The following is an 18,214-nucleotide window of genomic DNA, read 5'->3' as shown; positions in this document are numbered from 1 at the left end:
AACCTTCTGGAGAGCCGAATGCTGGATGTCCGCAGGCTGCGCTTGCTGCACGAACTGAAGATCCGCGGAACGCTCGCAGAAGTGGCCGATGCGATGAAGTACAGCCCGTCGTCGGTGTCCCAGCAGTTGACCTTGCTGGAGAAGGAAGCCGGCGTGAAACTGCTTCGGAAATCGGGAAGACGCGTGCAGCTCACCCCGCAGGCCGAGATCCTGGTGGAGCATGCGGCCGCGTTGCTGGCCACCCTTGAGCGGGCGGAGACGGATTTGGCGGCCTCGCTTTCCACGGTCACGGGCACAGTCCGGCTGGCCGTGTTCCAAACCGCCGCTTTGGCTCTCATGCCGGACTTCCTCACCATCATGAAGAGCGAGTATCCCGAGGTGCGCGTCGAGATGATCCAACGCGAACCGGAGACTGCGCTCTATGAAACGTGGGCCCGCGACTTCGACATCGTGGTGGCCGAGCAATACCCCGGACACGCCGCCCCGCACCACCCCGGCCTGGACAGGGCCACCCTGACCAGCGACGCCATCAGGCTGGCCACTCCCCCGGTTGGCCTCGGCGGCGAATCGATTTCCTCGCTTGCGGACACCGCTGCTCTGCCATGGGTCATGGAACCGCGCGGTGCGGCGTCCCGCCACTGGGCGGAGCAAGCATGCCGTTCCGCAGGCTTCGAGCCCGACGTCCGCTACGAAACCGCCGACCTCCAGGCACAGATCCGGCTCATCGAATCCGGCAATGCCGTGGCCCTCATGCCGGACCTCGTCTGGACGGGACGGACCACGCCATTGCAGCTGCTGGACCTGCCCGGGCTGCCCAAGCGGACAGTCTTCACCTCAACCCGCACCGCAGGCCGGATCCACCCCGCAATCCTGGCGTGCCGGGAGGTGCTGGAGCGGGTGGCCGCGGAACGGGCGTAGGGCGTTCGAGGCGAGCCGGGCTTGTTCGGGCCGAGCCCGAGGCTTCGGCGGGCCAACTCCGGCGCTTCGGCGGGCCCGCCCCGGCGCTTGTTTCTCATCCGGGCGCAATAGGAGCCGGTCCCGGAAACAATCCCGGGTTTCAGCAATGCAGCTTGAATGCAAAAAGGCCCCGGTCCAAGGACCGGGGCCGAAACGCGGAGAATGGGGGATTTGAACCCCCGAGGGCGTTAACCCAACACGCGTTCCAGGCGTGCGCCATAGGCCGCTAGGCGAATTCTCCATGCTTCTGAATCAAAAGCAGACTCCACTGTACCCGAGATTTTCGGCATAGCCCAATCGGGACTTTCATGATGCCATGCTTGCCCTCCGTGCCCTTAAACGTAAAAATGGACGCCCCCAATGCGTCCATTCCTCCGGCACTCCGTTGAGCTGCTGGGTCCAGCCCCTGAAACCAGGCCCTGCAGCTCACAATCTTGAGATTGCCCCAATCGGTGTACATACCCATAGTCCGCTCCGTTCAGCGGTTTGGCAATGGAGATTAAGAACCATCCTCTGACCTGTTTTTCGGCGAGCACTGGGAGGATGGTGCCATGAGCCAACTGCACGCCCTCGTCGTCTACGTTCCGGCATCGCATAGCGAGAGCTTGCTGGCTGCGATCGGCGATGCCGGGGCCGGCAGAATCGGCGACTATTCACATTGCTCCTTCACCACTCCCGGCACCGGACGATTCACACCATTGCCGGGTGCACAACCGTTCATCGGAGCCGTGGGGCAAGGGGAAAAGGTGCCGGAAATCCGGGTCGAGTGCTTAGTTGAGGCGGACTTGCTCGACGCCGTAGTGCAGGCCCTGCGCTCAGCCCACCCTTATGAGGAGCCGGCATTCATGACGTGGCCTGTGAACGGCTGGCGCTAGCCCACACACTGGACATGCCCTCCCCAACCCTCGAGCACTGGACATGCCCTCCCCAACCCTCGAGCACTGGACATGCCCTCCCCCGCAGCTGGACAGAGCCTCCCCGCAACTGAACATGCCCTCCCCACCCCTCGAGCGCTGGACAGAATACGAATATGTCCAGTCCTTGGCTCTCACAGGGGGCATGTCCCATGGAACCACCAGGCACCGAGGGGACATGTCCATTTCTTGGCTCTCACAAGGCACATGTCCGCAAATTCGGAGGGCCCGACAACTTCGGGTAAGCTTATCGACGGCCCCTCATGTGGCGTCATCCTGTTGAACTCCCCCAGGACCGGAAGGTAGCAAGGGTAGATGGGCTCTGGCGGGTGCATGAGGGGTCTCTTATTTAAATGTCAGTCCCTATAGGTAGGTTTTCCCTGTGACTGTTACTACTGCTCTTTACCGCAGATATCGCCCCGATTCTTTTGCGGACGTTATCGGGCAGGAACACGTCACGGAGCCGCTCATGACGGCCCTGCGCAAAAACCGGGTCAACCACGCCTATCTCTTTTCCGGCCCACGCGGCTGCGGAAAAACCACATCCGCCCGCATCCTTGCCCGCTGCCTCAACTGCGCCGAAGGCCCCACGGACACTCCATGCGGAAAATGCAACAGCTGCGTTGAGCTGGCCCGCGGCGGATCCGGTTCGCTCGACGTCATCGAGATCGACGCCGCCAGCCACGGTGGGGTGGACGACGCCCGCGATCTCCGCGAACGCGCCACCTTCGCCCCGGTCCGGGACCGCTACAAGATCTTCATCATTGACGAAGCCCACATGGTCACCTCTGCCGGCTTCAATGCGCTGCTGAAAATCGTCGAAGAGCCGCCGGAACACATCAAATTCATCTTCGCCACCACTGAGCCGGACAAGGTCATCGGCACGATCCGCTCCCGCACGCACCACTACCCCTTCCGGCTGGTGCCGCCCGAGCCCCTGATGCAGTACCTCGAGCTTCTCTGCCAACAGGAGAACGTGCCCGTAGCTCCTGGCGTGCTCTCCCTTGTCATCCGGGCCGGCGGTGGTTCGGTGCGCGATTCCCTCTCCGTGCTGGACCAGCTCATGGCCGGCGCCGGACCCAACGGCCTGGACTATGAACTCGCTGTCGCGTTGCTTGGATACACCCATGCTTCACTGCTCGACGACGTCGTGGAGGCAATCGCCGCATCCGATTCGGCCACCGTTTTCCGCGCCGTGGACCGCGTCATCCAAACCGGTCACGATCCCCGCCGCTTCGTCGAAGACCTGCTGGAGCGGTTCCGCGACCTCATCATCGTCCAAGCCATGCCGGAAAGCGCCCAGGCTATCCTCCGCGGCATGCCGGCGGACCAAATCGCCCGCATGCGTAGCCAGGCCAACAACCTCGGTGCCGCTGAGCTCTCGCGTGCCGCCGATGTCACCAACACCGCGCTCACTGAAATGACCGGCGCCACCTCGCCCCGGCTGCATCTCGAACTCCTCTGCGCCCGGATCCTGCTGCCCAGTTCCGAGCAGACCGAACGCGGCATCGCGGCCCGGATCGACCGCGTCGAACGCCGCCTCAACTATGGCGGCGCACTCCCTCCCGTGGAAGCTGCTTCGGCTCCTTCCGCTTCCGCCGCGCCGACTTCCCGCCCGGCGGATCAACCAGTGGAACGCCCGACGGCGGCCGCCAGCGCCGTTTCCGACTCACCAAGCCTCGGCTCACCCCCGCCCCAGGCACCCACATCCAGGCCCGTCGAGGTCGCCCAGGCTCCGGCTTCCGGCCCTCAGCCTGTTTCCGGGGAACCGTCCAGGGAACAACTGACACCGCCCCGCGTTTCTACTACGGACTGGCCCGTGGATGAAACCAGGCAACAGGCCAGCCGCCCCGCTCCCGAACCAGCTGCGCATGCCCCCGCTCAAGCTCCTGCGACGCAGCCAGTTGACAGGGCGCCGGCGGCTCTGTCAGCCACCGATCAGGAACGCGCCCAGGCCGTAACGGCACCGGCCCAAGCACCCACGCCCGCGCCCGCGCCCGCCCAGGCGCCCGCACAACCCCCAGCACCCTCGCTGGCCTCTCGCCCCGCTACCGGTGGCGCCGATGTAGAGGTGATCCGGCGGGCTTGGCCCGAGATCCTCCAGACGCTGACCAAGATCAAGCGCAGCAGTTGGGCACTGGTGGGAGCAAACGCGCAGGTGGCGCAGTTCGACGGCCAACTTCTGACTCTGGCATTCAGCACTGACGGCCTTGCGAGCGCCTTCAGCCGCGCAGACCATGCCGAGAACCTACGCCAGGCCATCCACAAGACAATCGGCATCGACTGCCAGATCACTTCGTTCGTTGGCGGCAACAGCTCAGGTAGCTCTGAACCAAACCCAAAAGCACCTACTGACCCGGCGCCCGCTGTAGAGGTTGGCGCCTCTCCAGCTGTGTCGTCCGCTGTGGACAGCGCATGGGGACTTGCCCCTGCGACACAGATCCCTGCTGCCCCGGAAGCAGACAAAGCCGACCCGGCACCAGCACCAACAGCTCAACCAGCCCCAACGGCGCAACCAGCATCTACGGCACGAACACCAGGGGCACCGGCGACGTCGGGGCCGGTTCCTTCCGCGCCCGGCGCTCCGACCCAACCCGTTCCTGCTGCACAGGCTCCGGCCTCAGCAGCCGCCCCGGCATCGTCCACCGCAGCAGCCGCAACGGCACCGACGGACCCGGCCGCGGACTACTCTTATTCGGACGATGACTGGGGTCCCCCGCGGGACGAGGACGCTCCCCCGCTGGACGAAGAACCGCCCATGGATTGGGAGCCGCCGTCGTCCCCGGGCTTCACCGCGATGCCCACGGACACCTCTACCCCCAAGATCAAGCGCTCCATCCAGGCACCTGCGGGGAAGAAGTCCGAGGCCTCGGAAGATCCATGGTCCAGGGCTGTCGAGCAGGCGCCGGGCTCGTGGGTGGTCGGCACCGAGTCCAACGTCGGTTCCGCGGGCTCTGCGGTCCCTGGCGGCCAGGCCGCTTCATCCGCGCCGGCGACACCCAGTCCCGTCTATGAACCGGCCGCCGCCCAGATTCCAAACCAGCCGCAGGCTTCGGCACCGCCCGCGGCCACGGCACCAGCCACCGATTGGTCAACGACCTGGTCGGCGCCCCAGTCCACGGCCTCCGGCACAGGCACAGGCACAGGCACAGGCACAGGCACAGGCACAGGCACATCACCAGGCAGTACACCCCCGGCGGGCACATCGCCCGCCGGCACTTCACCGGCAGCAGCGACGCCCGGAGGCGAAACCGCGCACTCGGCCGTAGCACTCGCGCAACCCGCTCCGCCGGCCCCTGCCCAAGCGGCCCCGGCTCCGGCCCCTGCCCAACCCGCTCCGCCGGCCCCTGCCCAAACGGCCCCGGCCCCTGCGCAGCCCGCTCCCTCGGGAACCGGCAAGCAGAGCCTCTACCAACGGCTTTCGAACAGCCCCGAAGCCATGGCAGGCCGCGAGAAAGCACCGGCACGGACCGCCGTCGCGCCCGGCATCGTGGTGGAAGACATCCCGAGTGCCGACGACGAAACTATCGAGGAGTCGGGAGTCTTTGGACGCGCCGCCGTCGAGCGTATTCTGGGCGGAAAGCTACTGGAAGAACGGTCGCTGGACGGCATGCGCCGCTAATAAAGAGACGCCGTAACAGCACCCTGCGCCGGGCACGCACGGGGTCCGGCGGGGAACCTCTTGGAACCCCGCTTGAGAGCCCGCCGGCGCCCGCAAAAGGTGCCACCAAACCGCGACGCCGCCGAACAGCAGCGGCGTCCACACCAAACGAACGAGGACATTGTGTACGAAGGCGCAGTACAAGAGCTGATCGACGAACTCGGCCGGCTCCCCGGCGTCGGGCCGAAGTCGGCGCAGCGCCTGGCCTTCCACATCCTCGAGGCCGATCCCGAGGACATGAAGCGGCTGGTCGCGGCCATCACCACAGTCAAAGAACGGGTGAAGTTCTGCACTGTCTGCGGCAATGTCACCGAGCAGGAGCTGTGCAACATCTGCCGCGATCCGCGGCGCGACCCCTCCGTGATCTGCGTGGTGGAAGAATCCAAGGATGTCCTGGCCGTGGAACGCACCCGGTCCTTCCGCGGCCGCTACCACGTCCTCGGCGGCGCGATCAATCCGATCGCCGGTATCGGGCCCGAGCAGCTCCGTATCCGGGAACTCCTCACAAGGCTCAACGACGGCGCCATCCAGGAAATCATCATCGCGACCGACCCCAACCTTGAAGGCGAAGCGACGGCCACCTACCTGGCACGCATGCTGAAGTCGATCGGCATCACGGTCACCAGGCTTGCTTCCGGCCTCCCGGTGGGCGGAGACCTGGAGTACGCGGACGAAGTTACCCTCGGAAGGGCCTTCGAGGGCCGCCGCAACGCCCTCATGTAGGCAGCGCGCTTCCCGGAAAACCCCCGACGCCGTTGCGGACCCTTACGCAACCCGCCCGGCTTACGCGATCCGTGTGCCGCTGGCGAGCCGGCTTGCGGGCGTCCGCAGCGAACGCCAGCCGAGCCACATGAGCAGCCCCGTCAGGAGCAGTTGCAGGCCGAGTCCCAGCGGCCACAAGGGCGTCGTCTGCTCGAGGTACTGCGGCTGCGGCACGCCGTTGGCGCATAGGTAAGTGTGATCCGGGCCGGCGAGCGCAGACCTGGCACCCTGGCTGATGCCTTCGATCATCCCGACCGTGTAGAACCCGGTCCCGCTCCGGTCCGGATACGGAATCGCGTCGGCCACCACCACGTAGGGATTCAATGCGAGCATCCAAGCAACGCGTTCGGTCCGTACGGCCGGGTGCTCCACCAAGGGCCCCTCGCAGCTGTAGCCCGGCTGCGCTGGTTCAATCGGCTGCCCTTGTTGATCCGGCTGCACCGGCGCATACAGCACGGAACGGCTAGCGGGAGAGTTGGCCAACACCGTCCCTTGCGCCAGTTGCGCACCCAGTGCGAAGGAAATCAACGATCCAACCACCAATGCGGCGACGACCAAGTAGGTCACCACGATCGAGAACAAGGGCCGACCGGCAAGCGCCGAAATCCCCACTCCGATCCCGCAGACAACGGCCAGTTCCACGGCCAGCATCAGCAGGGAAACCACGACGTGCCCCGGGGTCAGCCCGCCTTGGAACATTCCGAACACAAGGAACGGAGAACTTGTCGCCAGGAAGGCGAGCGCCGCCAGCCACCCCGCGCAGAACTTGCCCCACAGGATCTGGCCCGGAGTCAGCAACGTGATCTGCAGGATGGCCAGTGTGCCTCCGGCCCGGTCTCCGTTGATGGCATTGGCGGACAGCGCGGGTGCCACAAGCAGGGCAAACAGGAGCACGAAAGCCAGCACGACCTCGAAGATCATCGACCCGGCCCCGTCCTGCGGCGACAGCGCCGACGGAGGCATTGTGGAACGACGCGCTTCCATGCTGGCGTTCCAGGCAAGCCAGGTCAGCCACGTCACTACCGCAATCAGAAAGAACCAGATGCCCAACATGATGTACCAGCCGCGCGAGCGCAACCGTTGTTTCATCTCAAGGACCACGACGTCGCGTATCCCGCCAAGATAGCCGACGACGGCGTTCCCGCCCCCCGTAATTCCCTGCGGTCCCGCCGGGCCTGGGACGGCTTCAGTCACGTTGCTCATCGCCTCTCCGTATCCAGGTTCATGTACGTCTCTTCCAGGGCGCCCGCGGCCGGGGCGAAAGAAACCACGCCGATGCCGGACCGGACGAGTTCGCCCAGGAGGGCGGCAGCGCCGTCGTCGTGCGTCAACAGCAAGGTGACCGACGAGCGGCGGCCCGCCTCTACACGGTATTCCAGCCCGAGTTCGCTGAGCTTTGCTGTGAGGGCCCCGTTGTCGAGGGCTGTGATTGCGTAGCGTCGGCCCTGCAGGGCCGCCTCCTCGAGGGTCTGCTGTTTCACGGTGCGGCCTTGGCTGACGAACACCGCTCCGTCGGCGATTTCATCGAGCTCGCTGAGCACGTGGGAGGAAACCACCACGGCTTTCCCTTCCGCGGCAAGGCGGCGCAGCAGGTTACGGAGTTCCACCCGGGATCCCGGGTCGAGGCCGGACGCAGGCTCGTCGAGCAAAAGCACGGAGGGGTCGTGGATGAGGGCCCTGGCCAGGCTGAGCCGTTGTTGCTGGCCCCTGGAAAGGACCCGGGCCGGCTGGTCGGCAAGCGTGTCCAGCCGGACAAGTTCGAGCAACCCGGAAACACGCTGGGCGATACCGGACTTGGGCAGACGGTAGAAGCGGGCCATCTGGACCAGGATTTCGCGCGCGGTCAAAGACTCCCATACCCCCAGGGTGTCCGGCATCCAGCCGATCCGAAGCCGGGCGGCCGCGCTGTCGTGCAGAGGATCGAGGCCGTCGATCCGGACGGTCCCGGAGTCGGGCCGCAGAAGCGAGGCAAGCATGAGAAGGAGCGTCGTTTTGCCGGCCCCGTTGGGCCCGATGAGCGCCGTGACTTTCCCGGCCGGAGCGTGGAAATCGATGTGCTCCACCGCGTGGACCGTACCGAAGCGGCGTGAGACGCCTTCCGCGGATACCCCGAGGGCGCCGCTGCCCGGGACTCTTGGACTTTCAGCTATCGACATGCTCTACTCACCTGTTTCCCCCAAACAGAACAAGTACGCTTCAATTCCCGTGAGCCCACATGCCCGCAGGCTGCGTATTTCTTGATCGTACGCCACGCGGAAACCATCCGGTGGCCACCCAAGGGCCGAGATTTGGTCACAATTCCCCCGGCCGCCGCGCCCGGCGATAAACTGGCCACATAAGCCACGTAGCCGTGCCGCCACCTGGCCACGCAACGTACGATTCCCAATTGATGCAGTGAGGGTGCGCGCATGAGTTTGCCCACTACCGATGTGAAAACCGAAGACCTGCCCGCGCAGACTGCCAAGACCAAGCAGCTGATCGTGCAGAAGTTCGGCGGCTCCTCGGTGTCCGATGCAGAAGGCATCAAGCGTGTTGCCCGCCGCGTGGTTGACGCACAAAAGGCCGGCAACGAGGTTGTCGTGGTGGTTTCCGCCATGGGAGACACCACGGACGAGCTCCTGGATCTCGCCGCCCAAGTCACCGATTCTGCTCCCGCGCGTGAGATGGACATGCTACTCTCCGCAGGCGAGCGCATCTCCATGGCCCTGCTCGCCATGGCCATCAACAAGTTCGGCGCCTCCGCCCAGTCGTTCACCGGCTCGCAGGCCGGCATGATCACGGACGGCATCCACGGCAAGGCCCGCATTATCGACGTCGACCCCCACCGCATCCGTACTGCCTTGGACAAGGGGCACATCGCTATCGTGGCCGGCTTCCAGGGCATGACCCGGAGCACCCGGGAGATCACGACCCTTGGCCGCGGCGGATCCGATACCACCGCCGTGGCGCTCGCCGCCGCGCTCGAAGCGGACGTCTGCGAAATCTACACGGACGTCGACGGCATCTACACGGCCGACCCGCGCGTGGTCTCCACTGCCACGAAGATCGACCGTATCTCCAGCGAGGAAATGCTGGAATTGGCAGCTTCCGGCGCCAAGATCCTGCACTTGCGTTGCGTGGAATACGCCCGCCGGTTCGGCGTGCCCCTGCACGTCCGGTCCTCATTCAGCCAGAACGAAGGCACCTGGGTCCTGCCCAGCGCCGATGACAAGATCACGATTCAAGAGGGAGTTGCCTTGGAGCAGCCAATCATCTCCGGTGTTGCACACGACCGTTCAGAAGCCAAGGTCACCGTGGTCGGCGTCCCGGACATTCCCGGCAAGGCCGCCGCCATTTTCCAGGTCATCGCCAAGGCACACTCGAACATCGACATGATCGTTCAGAACGTGTCCACCCACGGCACCGGCCGCACGGATATTTCCTTCACCCTGCCCATCGTGGAAGGCGCCGACGCCCTCACCGCACTCCGTGCGGCGCAGCCTGAAATCGGCTTCGAAAGCATCGAATACAACGAGAACGTCGGCAAGCTTTCCCTGATCGGTGCCGGCATGCGTTCGCACCCCGGCGTCTCCGCCACCTTCTTCAAAGCGCTCTCCGACGCCGGCATCAACATCAACATGATTTCCACCTCGGAGATCCGCATCTCCGTGGTCACGCACGCCGATCTGCTGGATGACGCCGTGCGCGCCATCCACAAGGCGTTCGAGCTCGACGGCGAAGCCGAGGCAACTGTCTATGGCGGCACCGGCCGCTAGCCGGACGCTAGCCGGCCGCCGCCGTCGGGCACCCGCCGTCGGGATCTGAAGTACTTAAACGTGAAAGAACCGGAGCTGATGCTCCGGTTCTTTTGCATTGCTGCGGCTTTGGAGCCGCTGAGCTGCTTCAGGTGCCTTCCTTGCGGATTCCGTAGTGGTGGCCCTGGTCGTCTGTTTCGACGACGAAATGCCCCAGTTCTTCTTCCGACGCCCTCTCGAAGTCGTCATGCTTGTGGACTACGGGCGTATCGATGTCACCCCGGGTTGCCGGGCCGAACCAGAAGCGCAGTCGATCTGTGACCTTCATGAAACTATCGAGTGCATGTCCCACAATTCCCACCTCCTTCCCCGCTGCGAGGTCCAGCCGTGCGGTTGGAGCTGAGTGGTTCCAGTGAGGCCAATTTTACGCCCGGAACCCGTAAAAGGCCCGGGTCGGCGCCGATCGCTGAGAGGCAGGAGCCTTTAGCGAAGGGACTTGTCGTCCGGGTTCCTGGGGACCACGTAGGTGCTGCCGTCGGGCCTGCGAATCGTCTCCCATTGCTGCGCTTCGGCCTGGCGCTGCGCGAGGAGGTGCTTGTTCTCCTCGGTCATTTCATGATCCAGGGAACTGCTGTGCGCCGGACCGAAAATCACCCGCAGCTTGCCGGTTGCACGCATGAATCTCTGGGTCATGGTCTCTTTGGCCACCTGGTCTACCCTCTCTCAAAGGATGTTGTGCTTTAAGAGTACACTAACAATTAGTGCACTAACTATCGACCGGTACGGCCGGTCGCCGACACGGAACGGAGCAAGCTATGGCTGCCGCGAGCACACCCATTGCCGCAGAAACCACTGCCTCGCCGGAAGACGACCTTTTGCTTGAGCGTCAATTGTGCTTCGCCCTGACGGTGGCGTCGCGGAGCGTCGTGGGGGTCTACAAGCCGGTGCTTGAAAAGATGGGGCTGACCCATCCGCAGTACCTCGTGATGCTCGCCCTGTGGGAACGCAGCCCCCGCACGCTCAAGGACATCAGCGAGGCACTCCTGCACGAGCCGGCCACCCTTTCACCCATCCTGCGTCGGCTCGAAGAAGCAGGATTCGTCACCCGCAACCGCATCCACGGAAACGAACGGGCCCTTGCCATTGCCTTGACCGAAGCCGGCGCCGCCCTCAGGCAACAGGCGACGTCCGTGCCGGGAACCATCATGGAGCGGCTCCAGCTCAGCCGGGCCGAAGTAGCGGAACTTCACCGGGCCATGACCGGGCTCATCGCGGCCACTCAACTCCCCGGTGCGGCCGCCGGGCGATAAACTGGCATAAATCAAGGAGAACCCATGCGCCTGCGAATAGTCCGGTCTGTGCTGGCCGTCCTCGCCCTCGCTGGTCTTGCTGCCTGCACGCCCGGCCCCGGGGGCGGTTCGCCCAGCAGCACGGCGCCTGGCAGCAGCACCTCGTCCTCGCCGTCGAGCAGCCCCTCCGGACTCCTCCCGGACGAGACCGAATCTCCCAAACCGGCCCCATCCATCACCCCGGGTACACCCACCTCTTCCGGCCATGGAGATGCCGAGCTTTCCATCATCGTCAAGCTCTCCCCTACTGCGGCCCCCGAGAGCTACACGCTCGTCTGCACCGGCGGCGTCTCCGCTGCGGAAAGCCACCACCCCACCGCAGCCGCAGCGTGCGCGGCCCTGAAAAAGAACCCGGCCCTGCTTACGCGCTCGCCACGCCCTAGCGACCAAGTCTGCAGCCAGCGCTACGGTGGCCCCCAGACGGCAACAGTCACCGGGGCGGTGGATGGCGTGGGCGTCGATTCCTCCTACAAACTCACTGACGGCTGCGAAATCGCCGCATGGGCCGCAGTCGCCGACATCCTGGGTTCCAGCGGTGCCGGAGCTTAACTACAGGCACCTCCCGCAAGAGAATTGGCTTGCGCTGGAGGCTGCCCACCACGCCCGCGTTGAGCGCTACGCCAAGCCATACTTGGCCCGGCGCTCCGCAGGCCAGAAGCACCCCGTGGAAGATTTCCTCTTCACCTACTACACCCAGAAGCCCGGCCAGCTGCTGCGGTGGCACCCGGGAGACGGCATCGTCCTCTCCGGCCCCAAAGCGGCGGAGCGGACCGGGTGGAAGTACTACAAAGCGCTCGACGACGGCGCGCTGGCGGCCGCGGGCCTGCCCGCCGGTACCGTTGCTGTCACCTTCGATCGCCGAAAGTTCGCGGCCGACCGCACCGAGGCCCTCCGTTTCGCCGGCATCATCCTCGGGGGAACCCTTGCGCGGCCTGCCCAGTTCGGTTGCTTCGGACTGCACGAGTGGGCCATGGTCTACCGCCAGGACAAGTTCGATCTTCGCCACGAGTACCTCAAGCTGCGGCTGGGCTCCGAAGGGACAGATACCGTGGTGGAAGACAACCGGATCCGCTGCTCGCACTTCGACGCCTTCCGCTTCTACACTCCGGACGCCGTCCCGCTCAACGAACTCGCCCCTACGCGGGACAACCAGCGCACCATGGAACAACCTGGCTGCCTCCACGCCAACATGGACCTCTACAAATGGGCATACAAACTGGCGCCGGCCCTGCCGAGCGAACTGGTGATGGACTGCTTCGAACTGTCATGGCGCATCCGGGCCATGGACATGCAGGCCTCGCCCTACGACCTTGAAGAGTGGGGATATCCGGCCATCAGGATCGAGACGCCGCAAGGCAAGGCCGAGTACGTTGAGTATCAGAGGGCATTCGCCGCCGAGGCCCAGGCGCTGCGTGCGCGGGTGCTCGACGAAGTGCGGCCGCTCCTGGAGATCCTGGCACAAACACCCTCTCGCGAAGGACAACGATGACTTCAAGCAATGGAAAGTACGACGTCGAACTCACCATCACGCTGACGGAGGCACCAGGCGCCGCGGACTATGAGTTCCTCCTGCTCGGCTCGGGCGGCGAAGTCTCCGAAGGCTCAACCCTTCCGGACCCGCGCGCGGCGCTTGCCGCCGTCGAGCAGTTCGGCGAAGAGATCTTCTTTCCGGTTCCCCGGCCGGACCGCATTTGCACCCAGCAATACGGCGGTCCCCAAGTGGCCGTGGTGACGGGCCGGTTCCGCGGTCGCGAGGTCAGCAGCCGCTTCAGCCGGACGGACGGCTGCGAGATCGCCCGTTGGCGAACCATGGCCGCACTCCTCGGCGGCGTAGCAGGATCCACGGGCGACATCTAGCCCAACGCCCGCTCACAAACAACCCCTCCCGAGCCGAACGCCCGCTCACAAACAACCCCTCCCGAGCCGAACGCCCGCTCACTTAATCTGCAACACGGTTCCGGCCGTTGGGCCACATACGTGAGCGGGCGTCCGCCGAAAGGGCCACATACCTGAGCGGGCGTCCGCCAAAAGGACCACATACGTGAGCGGGCGTCCGCCAAAAGGGCCACATACGTGAGCGGGCGTTCCGGGGAGATCACAAGAAAGCGGCCGGCGAGATATCCCGCCGGCCGCTGCCTTGCATATCTGTCAGACCATCACTGCCGCACTAAAGCGCGTTGTTCGACTGGTCTTCCCCGTCATTCTGCAGTTTGCCCTTGCCATGCTGGCCTTCCTGGTCGTCATTCGGCGCGACGGACACGCTGCCGTTTGCCGAGACCAGGACGGACACGAATGTCGGCGAGCTGGTGCCGGCAAAGGTGAGTCGGCCGATGTAGGAGCCCGGAGTCAGCTTGCTCCACGCGAAGGTGAGCTTCCCGGATTTGCCGTTCTTCATGTTGATCGGGTTGGGCGTGACCGTGGCGTTGCCTTGGTTTGCGCCCAGGATCGCGGCATCAACGCTGGCCTTGGTGGGCCGGTTGTTGGGGCTGGCATACAGGTTCGCGATGATCGTGTACGTCCCGGGTTCCGGGTTGTCGAGCGAGAGCGACTCACTGGCACTCGGCGTCGCAGCCGTGAACAACTGACCCGACGGCGACAGAACATACAGATCGAAATCGGCGGTGGGATCGGAGGAAATCACCGAGAATCTCGCGAACGTCGTTCCGGGGGCAACGGTGGCGGTCTTGACGAAGTTCGAGGCATCGTTCGCTACAGCCACGGGACCGGGAACAAGCTCCGCGGCCGAGGAATCAGCCTTGGATAGGCCGTCAACGGTCACAGCCGTGGGTGAGTCGGAACCGGAGACGATGTTGATGTCGGCCGATCCGCTTGCCTGTTGTGACGTGAAGGCGACGCTCTTGGATGCCAGTACTGACTGCGGGCGGACCGCAATCGGAGAGACCACCGACTTGTTGGCGCCTTCCCATTTCAACGATCCCATCGCGAAGGTACCCAGTGGCGCGCTCTTGTTCTCGAAGGTCACCGTGAAGGTCTTCTTCTGGCCGGCTTCTTTGAAGTTCAGCACGGACGGGGTCACCTTGACGTCAACGCCGGGAACATCGGCTGTCGCCCGGTACTGCCCCGGGGTCAGGGCGGTGACGGTGCGCGTGACCTCGATCTTGCCCGCGAGGTTACCGAGGGCGAACGAGGGGAGGTTCATATCGCGCGGCAGTGTCGCGCCAAGTCCCGGCTTGCCGAGATCGACGCCGGTGCCCTGGATGAACTTCAGGTAGTCCTCGGTTCCCGCGTCGTAGACCAGGCCCGGTTCCAGCACGCTTGCGGGGTTCATTTCGCCCGCGCCCGTAGCGAAGACGTCCCGGTTCTTGCTTCCGTTGGCCAGCTTGACGTCACTCGCCGTCGTCATCATGGCCGACTTGACCATCGCCGGTGACCAATCGGGATTCTTCGCCAGGATCAAGGCTCCGAAACCTGCAATGTGCGGGGATGCCATGGAAGTACCGGACATGAATCCGTACTCATCACCGTTGCTGCCGATCGGCGAAACACCTGCCAGTACAGCAACGCCGGGAGCCGAGACATCCGGCTTGAGGAGATCCGAATCGGTGGCGACGAGCGGGCCGCGGGAGGAGAATCCGGCGATCTGCGGCTGGGCCTCGAGCGGGAGCCCGGTGGTGTCGTGGTCAACCAGGGAAACGGTAATTCCCGGGTTCGCCGCGACCTTGTCCTTGATCGCCTGCGAGGCCGGAGGATTCACATGAACGGTCGGCACTGCGTGCTTGTCCGTGTCCAACGAGGAACTGGTGAGGTTCACGAGGACCATGCCCACGCCGCCTCCTCGGAGCACCTCGGCGCTCTTGGCGACGCGGTCAACCACCCCACGGTCACACACCACTACCTTGCCGGCGATTTTCGCCGGGTCCAGGGACCCTGGCGCACAGAGTGCTGCGTTGCCGGCACCTGAGGCAGCGTTTGCGGAGAGAACGACGCCGGCCCCGCTCACCTGGCGGTTCATGATGCTCGCTCCGCGGAACTTGGTGCCGTCGGAGAATTCGACGGTTCCCTGGAGCTCCTGGGAGAAGGTAGTAGCCGCAACCGTGGTCATCCAGGGTGCGCCGTGGTTGACGGTGCTGGCCTGCGGACCCGAGTTACCTGCCGACGCTGAGACAAAAATGCCGGCCGACGCGGCAGAGAGGAACGCCAGCGAGACCGGATCCGTGGTGGTGTCCGTAGCGCCGGAGATGGAGTAATTCAGGACATCCACGCCGTCGGCAACAGCCTGGTCAATGGCGGCGATGGCCGCGGAACTGTAGCAGCCGCCCGAATTGGGGTCGGTGTCTTCCCAGCAGACCTTGTAGATCGAGAGCTTGGCAGCTGGTGCCACGCCGCTCGTCTTGCCGAAGCTGCGGCCATCCACGAACGTTTCCACACCGGAGTCGCCTGCAGCGGTGCTGGCCGTGTGCGTGCCGTGGCTCACGACGTCGATGGGCGAGATCTGCTCCTTGGGTGCCCGTTGGGCTGGCGGAACCGTCTGGAGGAAGGCATCTGCGAAGTAGTGGGCTGCGAGGACTTTGGAATTGCAGGCAGTTCCGTCAAAGGCCGCCCCGGTGTCGGTACCCTTCTGGCACTCGCCTACGAAGGTATCTCCGTTGGCCTTCAGCATGGCGATCTTGCCGTCACTCGTGCGGTACGGGACGCCCACCTGGGGGTCTCCGACAAGCGGCTGGACGGGATCGCCGGCGAAGAACTTGCTTGTGGGCGTGTAGCCGGTGTCGATGACGCCGACCACGGTGCCCTTGCCGGCCTGGTCCTGGCCGCCGAACTGGGTATTCCAGACGCCGTTCGGTCCGCTGAGGTTGAGGAAATCGGTAGTGGAGTAGTCCGGAGCCGACTGCGTGTCCGGGGCCACGAGGAGAACATCGGGGTTCTTCGCGAGATTGACGGCCTGGTTCGCGGACAGGGTGGCGCTGAAGCCGTTGATGGCTGTGGTGTAGTCGCGATTGATGCTCACGCTCTGCTGCTTGGCCACGTCCTGCTGCTTCTGCTGCAAGTGGGCCTGGTACTGCTTCACTTCGGCCTTGCCGACGTCGAGCTTCTTGCCGGCTTGCGGCTTAGTGGGCACATAGCCGGGCGTTCCGCCGTCGTAAGTGGCCGCTGGCTTCTCTGCCAGCACCACCACGTAGCGGCCATCCTGATAAGACTTGGGGTCGACATTCCGGGCAACCCCCCCAGCCGTTGATCCGAAGACCGTTGAGCCGGAAGCGGGCGCAGCTTGGGCGGGTGTCAATGCCACCGAGGAGAGCAGAAACGGTAATCCGACGGCCAACGCCGCAGCTTTTCGAAGCCCCCCGCTCCCAATGAAGCTCTTTCCTTGTGAATTCACGAGTGATTGCACCTTTCCGGGCGATCGTGGCGGTTATGTCAAGATCAATCAACTAAGGAGGGGCACCGATTGACAGTTCTTGTAATCAGGTAAGTCCCAGCCGATTCATAGAGTACAGAGCGATAGCTGAATATGACATAGGACACATTTCACGTTTTTTGTCATGTCATTCGGCATCAGAATACATCCGCGCGCAGCAACGGGCACGCCCCCGTCGGAAGGGACGTGCCCGCTGTGCGGATATTCAGATATTGATGACGAAGGCGGGGTCGAAAAGAGCCTCAGGCGTGTTGGTACGTCAAGCAATCGGCCGCTTCGGCACCGGGGCCGATCCGGACATCGTGGGCCTCGCACATGAGGTTGTTGTTGTGGGTGCATTCCGAGCGCTGGCAGGCACCTACATGCGCCAGGACTTTGGGGAGTCCTCCCATGAGCGTCGTGTCAATGAAGGTGGCACAGGATGCGTGGTTCGCGGTTCCGCCGATCGTGATCCCGTACGCGGTGCAGCCATGGTGGTTGAATCCGCAGCTGCCAACGCTGCATGCGGACACTTCGGCGACGTGTTCGGTCATTGCTCCTCCTGTTGGGCGGGGAATTTCCTTGACAGCAATTCCAAGCTACTCCCGAATGCGCCCCTTTAACCCGGAGGATTAGCGCATTTGCGCGTACCCTATTGCGCTCCCTGCGGTATCAGCGCCCCGGGCCGCGCTAAGAATGGATCCCTCGCAACGCGTCGCTGATTTTGGCCCTTGTCGATGCATCCGGCGGGACGGATATACGGTTTTCCCGCGCAGCCCGGTCTGCCATGATCCTTTGGAAAACCATCCTCCCCAGGCCGGCAAAAACAGCGGCAAGGACCACGGGCAAAACCATCGACTTAGCGTTCTCGGCCATGCCGCAATCCTAGTGACGCAAACCACCCCCGGCCAGAGCCGCTGTCGTTCAGGGCCCCGCCGACGTCGGGCATTGAAAACCCCCGACGTCGGCGGGGCGCCGCCGCGAATTGGCGCGTACCTTTTGCCTGGTTGCCACCTCTTCACCGATCTCCCGCAAATAGGGTATGTAGCGATTTGGCCGGTAGAATGGGCATGCAAGCTCGCGGAGCGCCCCCCTTATTCCGTAAGACACTGCCGTTAAACACTGTTGCTGAACACTGTTTGGAGGCAGTTCCGGCGTGAGACGGCACCACTCCGCGGCAGCCTTTAACCAAGGTTTAACCAACGCTCACGCACAGGAGTTACCGGATGCCCCGGATCGTCGTCGACGTCATGCCCAAGCCCGAGATTCTGGACCCTCAGGGGAAAGCCATCGTGGGCGCACTGCCCCGCCTCGGCTTTACCAGCTTTAGCGCAGTCCGCCAGGGCAAGCGCTTCGAACTGACCGTCGACGGCGAGGTGACCGACGCCATCCTCGCCCAGGCCCGCGAAGCCGCCGAGACCCTGCTGTCCAACCCGGTGATCGAAGACGTCGTCAACGTCGAGGTCGTCGAGGCCTGA

17 protein-coding genes, 1 tRNA gene and 1 other RNA gene are annotated in these 18,214 nt (G+C 64.4%); 11 read left to right on the top strand and 8 right to left on the bottom strand.

All coding sequences use genetic code 11. The annotated features are described in order from the left end of the window. The first annotated feature begins 18 nt into the window (after positions 1 to 18). The gene (locus tag AB0323_RS14775; RefSeq protein WP_366177973.1) at positions 19 to 918 is read left to right on the top strand and encodes a LysR substrate-binding domain-containing protein; all 900 of its coding nucleotides are present in this window, start codon (positions 19 to 21) and stop codon (positions 916 to 918) included. A 195-nt stretch (positions 919 to 1,113) separates the two neighbouring features. On the opposite strand, the gene AB0323_RS14770 is transcribed toward AB0323_RS14775, so the two are convergent. Then, positions 1,114 to 1,198 (bottom strand) — tRNA-Ser (locus tag AB0323_RS14770). 310 nt (positions 1,199 to 1,508) lie between these two features. Between AB0323_RS14770 and AB0323_RS14765 the strand changes: the two genes are divergently transcribed. The 4 genes from AB0323_RS14765 to recR all read left to right on the top strand — a co-directional run bounded on the left by AB0323_RS14765 (position 1,509) and on the right by recR (position 6,255). Further along, entirely contained in the window at positions 1,509 to 1,832 is a 324-nt protein-coding gene (locus AB0323_RS14765) for a hypothetical protein (RefSeq protein ID WP_366177972.1), read from the top strand. Between the two features lie 291 nt (positions 1,833 to 2,123). Continuing rightward, positions 2,124 to 2,220, top strand: an RNA gene (gene ffs, locus AB0323_RS14760) — signal recognition particle sRNA small type. Between the two features lie 33 nt (positions 2,221 to 2,253). Further along, positions 2,254 to 5,493: a DNA polymerase III subunit gamma and tau gene (locus AB0323_RS14755; protein ID WP_366177971.1), complete on the top strand. Its 3,240-nt coding sequence runs from the start codon at positions 2,254 to 2,256 to the stop codon at positions 5,491 to 5,493. Positions 5,494 to 5,655: 162 nt separating this feature from the next. Then, complete coding sequence (gene recR / locus AB0323_RS14750; protein ID WP_028265726.1) at positions 5,656 to 6,255, top strand: recombination mediator RecR; 600 nt, start codon at positions 5,656 to 5,658, stop codon at positions 6,253 to 6,255. Between the two features lie 60 nt (positions 6,256 to 6,315). On the opposite strand, the gene AB0323_RS14745 is transcribed toward recR, so the two are convergent. Next, entirely contained in the window at positions 6,316 to 7,497 is a 1,182-nt protein-coding gene (locus AB0323_RS14745) for an ABC transporter permease subunit (protein ID WP_366177970.1), read from the bottom strand. Continuing rightward, positions 7,494 to 8,450 carry an ABC transporter ATP-binding protein gene (locus AB0323_RS14740; protein ID WP_366177969.1) on the bottom strand — a complete coding sequence of 319 codons (957 nt, stop codon included), beginning with the start codon at positions 8,448 to 8,450 and terminating at the stop codon, positions 7,494 to 7,496. Before AB0323_RS14740 ends, AB0323_RS14745 begins: the two co-directional genes overlap by 4 nt. 252 nt (positions 8,451 to 8,702) lie before the next feature. Between AB0323_RS14740 and AB0323_RS14735 the strand changes: the two genes are divergently transcribed. Beyond that, on the top strand, positions 8,703 to 10,049 hold the full coding sequence (locus tag AB0323_RS14735; protein WP_364540210.1) for an aspartate kinase: 1,347 nt from the start codon (positions 8,703 to 8,705) through the stop codon (positions 10,047 to 10,049). Positions 10,050 to 10,176: 127 nt separating this feature from the next. Here the strand turns inward: AB0323_RS14735 and AB0323_RS14730 are convergent, their stop codons facing one another. Both AB0323_RS14730 and AB0323_RS14725 read right to left on the bottom strand, forming a co-directional pair. Beyond that, entirely contained in the window at positions 10,177 to 10,356 is a 180-nt protein-coding gene (locus AB0323_RS14730; protein WP_366177968.1) for a hypothetical protein, read from the bottom strand. A gap of 155 nt (positions 10,357 to 10,511) precedes the next feature. Further along, positions 10,512 to 10,721, bottom strand: a complete 210-nt coding sequence (locus AB0323_RS14725) for a hypothetical protein (RefSeq protein ID WP_366177967.1) — start codon at positions 10,719 to 10,721, stop codon at positions 10,512 to 10,514. 122 nt (positions 10,722 to 10,843) lie between these two features. Here AB0323_RS14725 and AB0323_RS14720 point away from each other — a divergent pair, with 122 nt between their 5' ends. Genes AB0323_RS14720 through AB0323_RS14705 form a run of 4 tightly spaced genes read left to right on the top strand, consistent with a single transcriptional unit; the run spans position 10,844 to position 13,234 of the window. Then, positions 10,844 to 11,338, top strand: coding sequence for a MarR family transcriptional regulator (locus tag AB0323_RS14720; RefSeq protein WP_366177966.1), 495 nt, complete (start codon positions 10,844 to 10,846; stop codon positions 11,336 to 11,338). 24 nt (positions 11,339 to 11,362) lie between these two features. Continuing rightward, positions 11,363 to 11,926: an SSI family serine proteinase inhibitor gene (locus AB0323_RS14715; protein WP_366177965.1), complete on the top strand. Its 564-nt coding sequence runs from the start codon at positions 11,363 to 11,365 to the stop codon at positions 11,924 to 11,926. Further along, the gene (locus AB0323_RS14710; protein ID WP_366177964.1) at positions 11,823 to 12,866 is read left to right on the top strand and encodes a 3-methyladenine DNA glycosylase; all 1,044 of its coding nucleotides are present in this window, start codon (positions 11,823 to 11,825) and stop codon (positions 12,864 to 12,866) included. The genes AB0323_RS14715 and AB0323_RS14710 overlap by 104 nt, the downstream gene beginning before the upstream one ends. After that, a complete protein-coding gene (locus AB0323_RS14705; protein ID WP_366177963.1) occupies positions 12,863 to 13,234 on the top strand; it encodes a serine protease inhibitor in 372 nt (123 codons plus the stop codon). The genes AB0323_RS14710 and AB0323_RS14705 overlap by 4 nt, the downstream gene beginning before the upstream one ends. Before the next feature lie 310 nt (positions 13,235 to 13,544). Here the strand turns inward: AB0323_RS14705 and AB0323_RS14700 are convergent, their stop codons facing one another. The 3 genes from AB0323_RS14700 to AB0323_RS14690 all read right to left on the bottom strand — a co-directional run bounded on the left by AB0323_RS14700 (position 13,545) and on the right by AB0323_RS14690 (position 17,612). After that, a complete protein-coding gene (locus tag AB0323_RS14700) occupies positions 13,545 to 16,718 on the bottom strand; it encodes a S8 family serine peptidase (protein WP_366177962.1) in 3,174 nt (1,057 codons plus the stop codon). A 281-nt stretch (positions 16,719 to 16,999) separates the two neighbouring features. After that, positions 17,000 to 17,290 carry a DUF1540 domain-containing protein gene (locus AB0323_RS14695; protein WP_366177961.1) on the bottom strand — a complete coding sequence of 97 codons (291 nt, stop codon included), beginning with the start codon at positions 17,288 to 17,290 and terminating at the stop codon, positions 17,000 to 17,002. A 136-nt stretch (positions 17,291 to 17,426) separates the two neighbouring features. Beyond that, positions 17,427 to 17,612: a hypothetical protein gene (locus AB0323_RS14690; protein WP_059388516.1), complete on the bottom strand. Its 186-nt coding sequence runs from the start codon at positions 17,610 to 17,612 to the stop codon at positions 17,427 to 17,429. Positions 17,613 to 17,962: 350 nt separating this feature from the next. Here AB0323_RS14690 and purS point away from each other — a divergent pair, with 350 nt between their 5' ends. Then, on the top strand, positions 17,963 to 18,214 hold the full coding sequence (purS, locus tag AB0323_RS14685) for a phosphoribosylformylglycinamidine synthase subunit PurS (RefSeq protein WP_028265707.1): 252 nt from the start codon (positions 17,963 to 17,965) through the stop codon (positions 18,212 to 18,214).

It is taken from the genome of Arthrobacter sp. NPDC080031, from assembly GCF_040702485.1.
In the GTDB taxonomy this organism is placed as follows: domain Bacteria; phylum Actinomycetota; class Actinomycetes; order Actinomycetales; family Micrococcaceae; genus Arthrobacter.
Note: the sequence above shows the minus strand (reverse complement) of the source record. Positions and strands in the feature narration are given on the sequence as shown.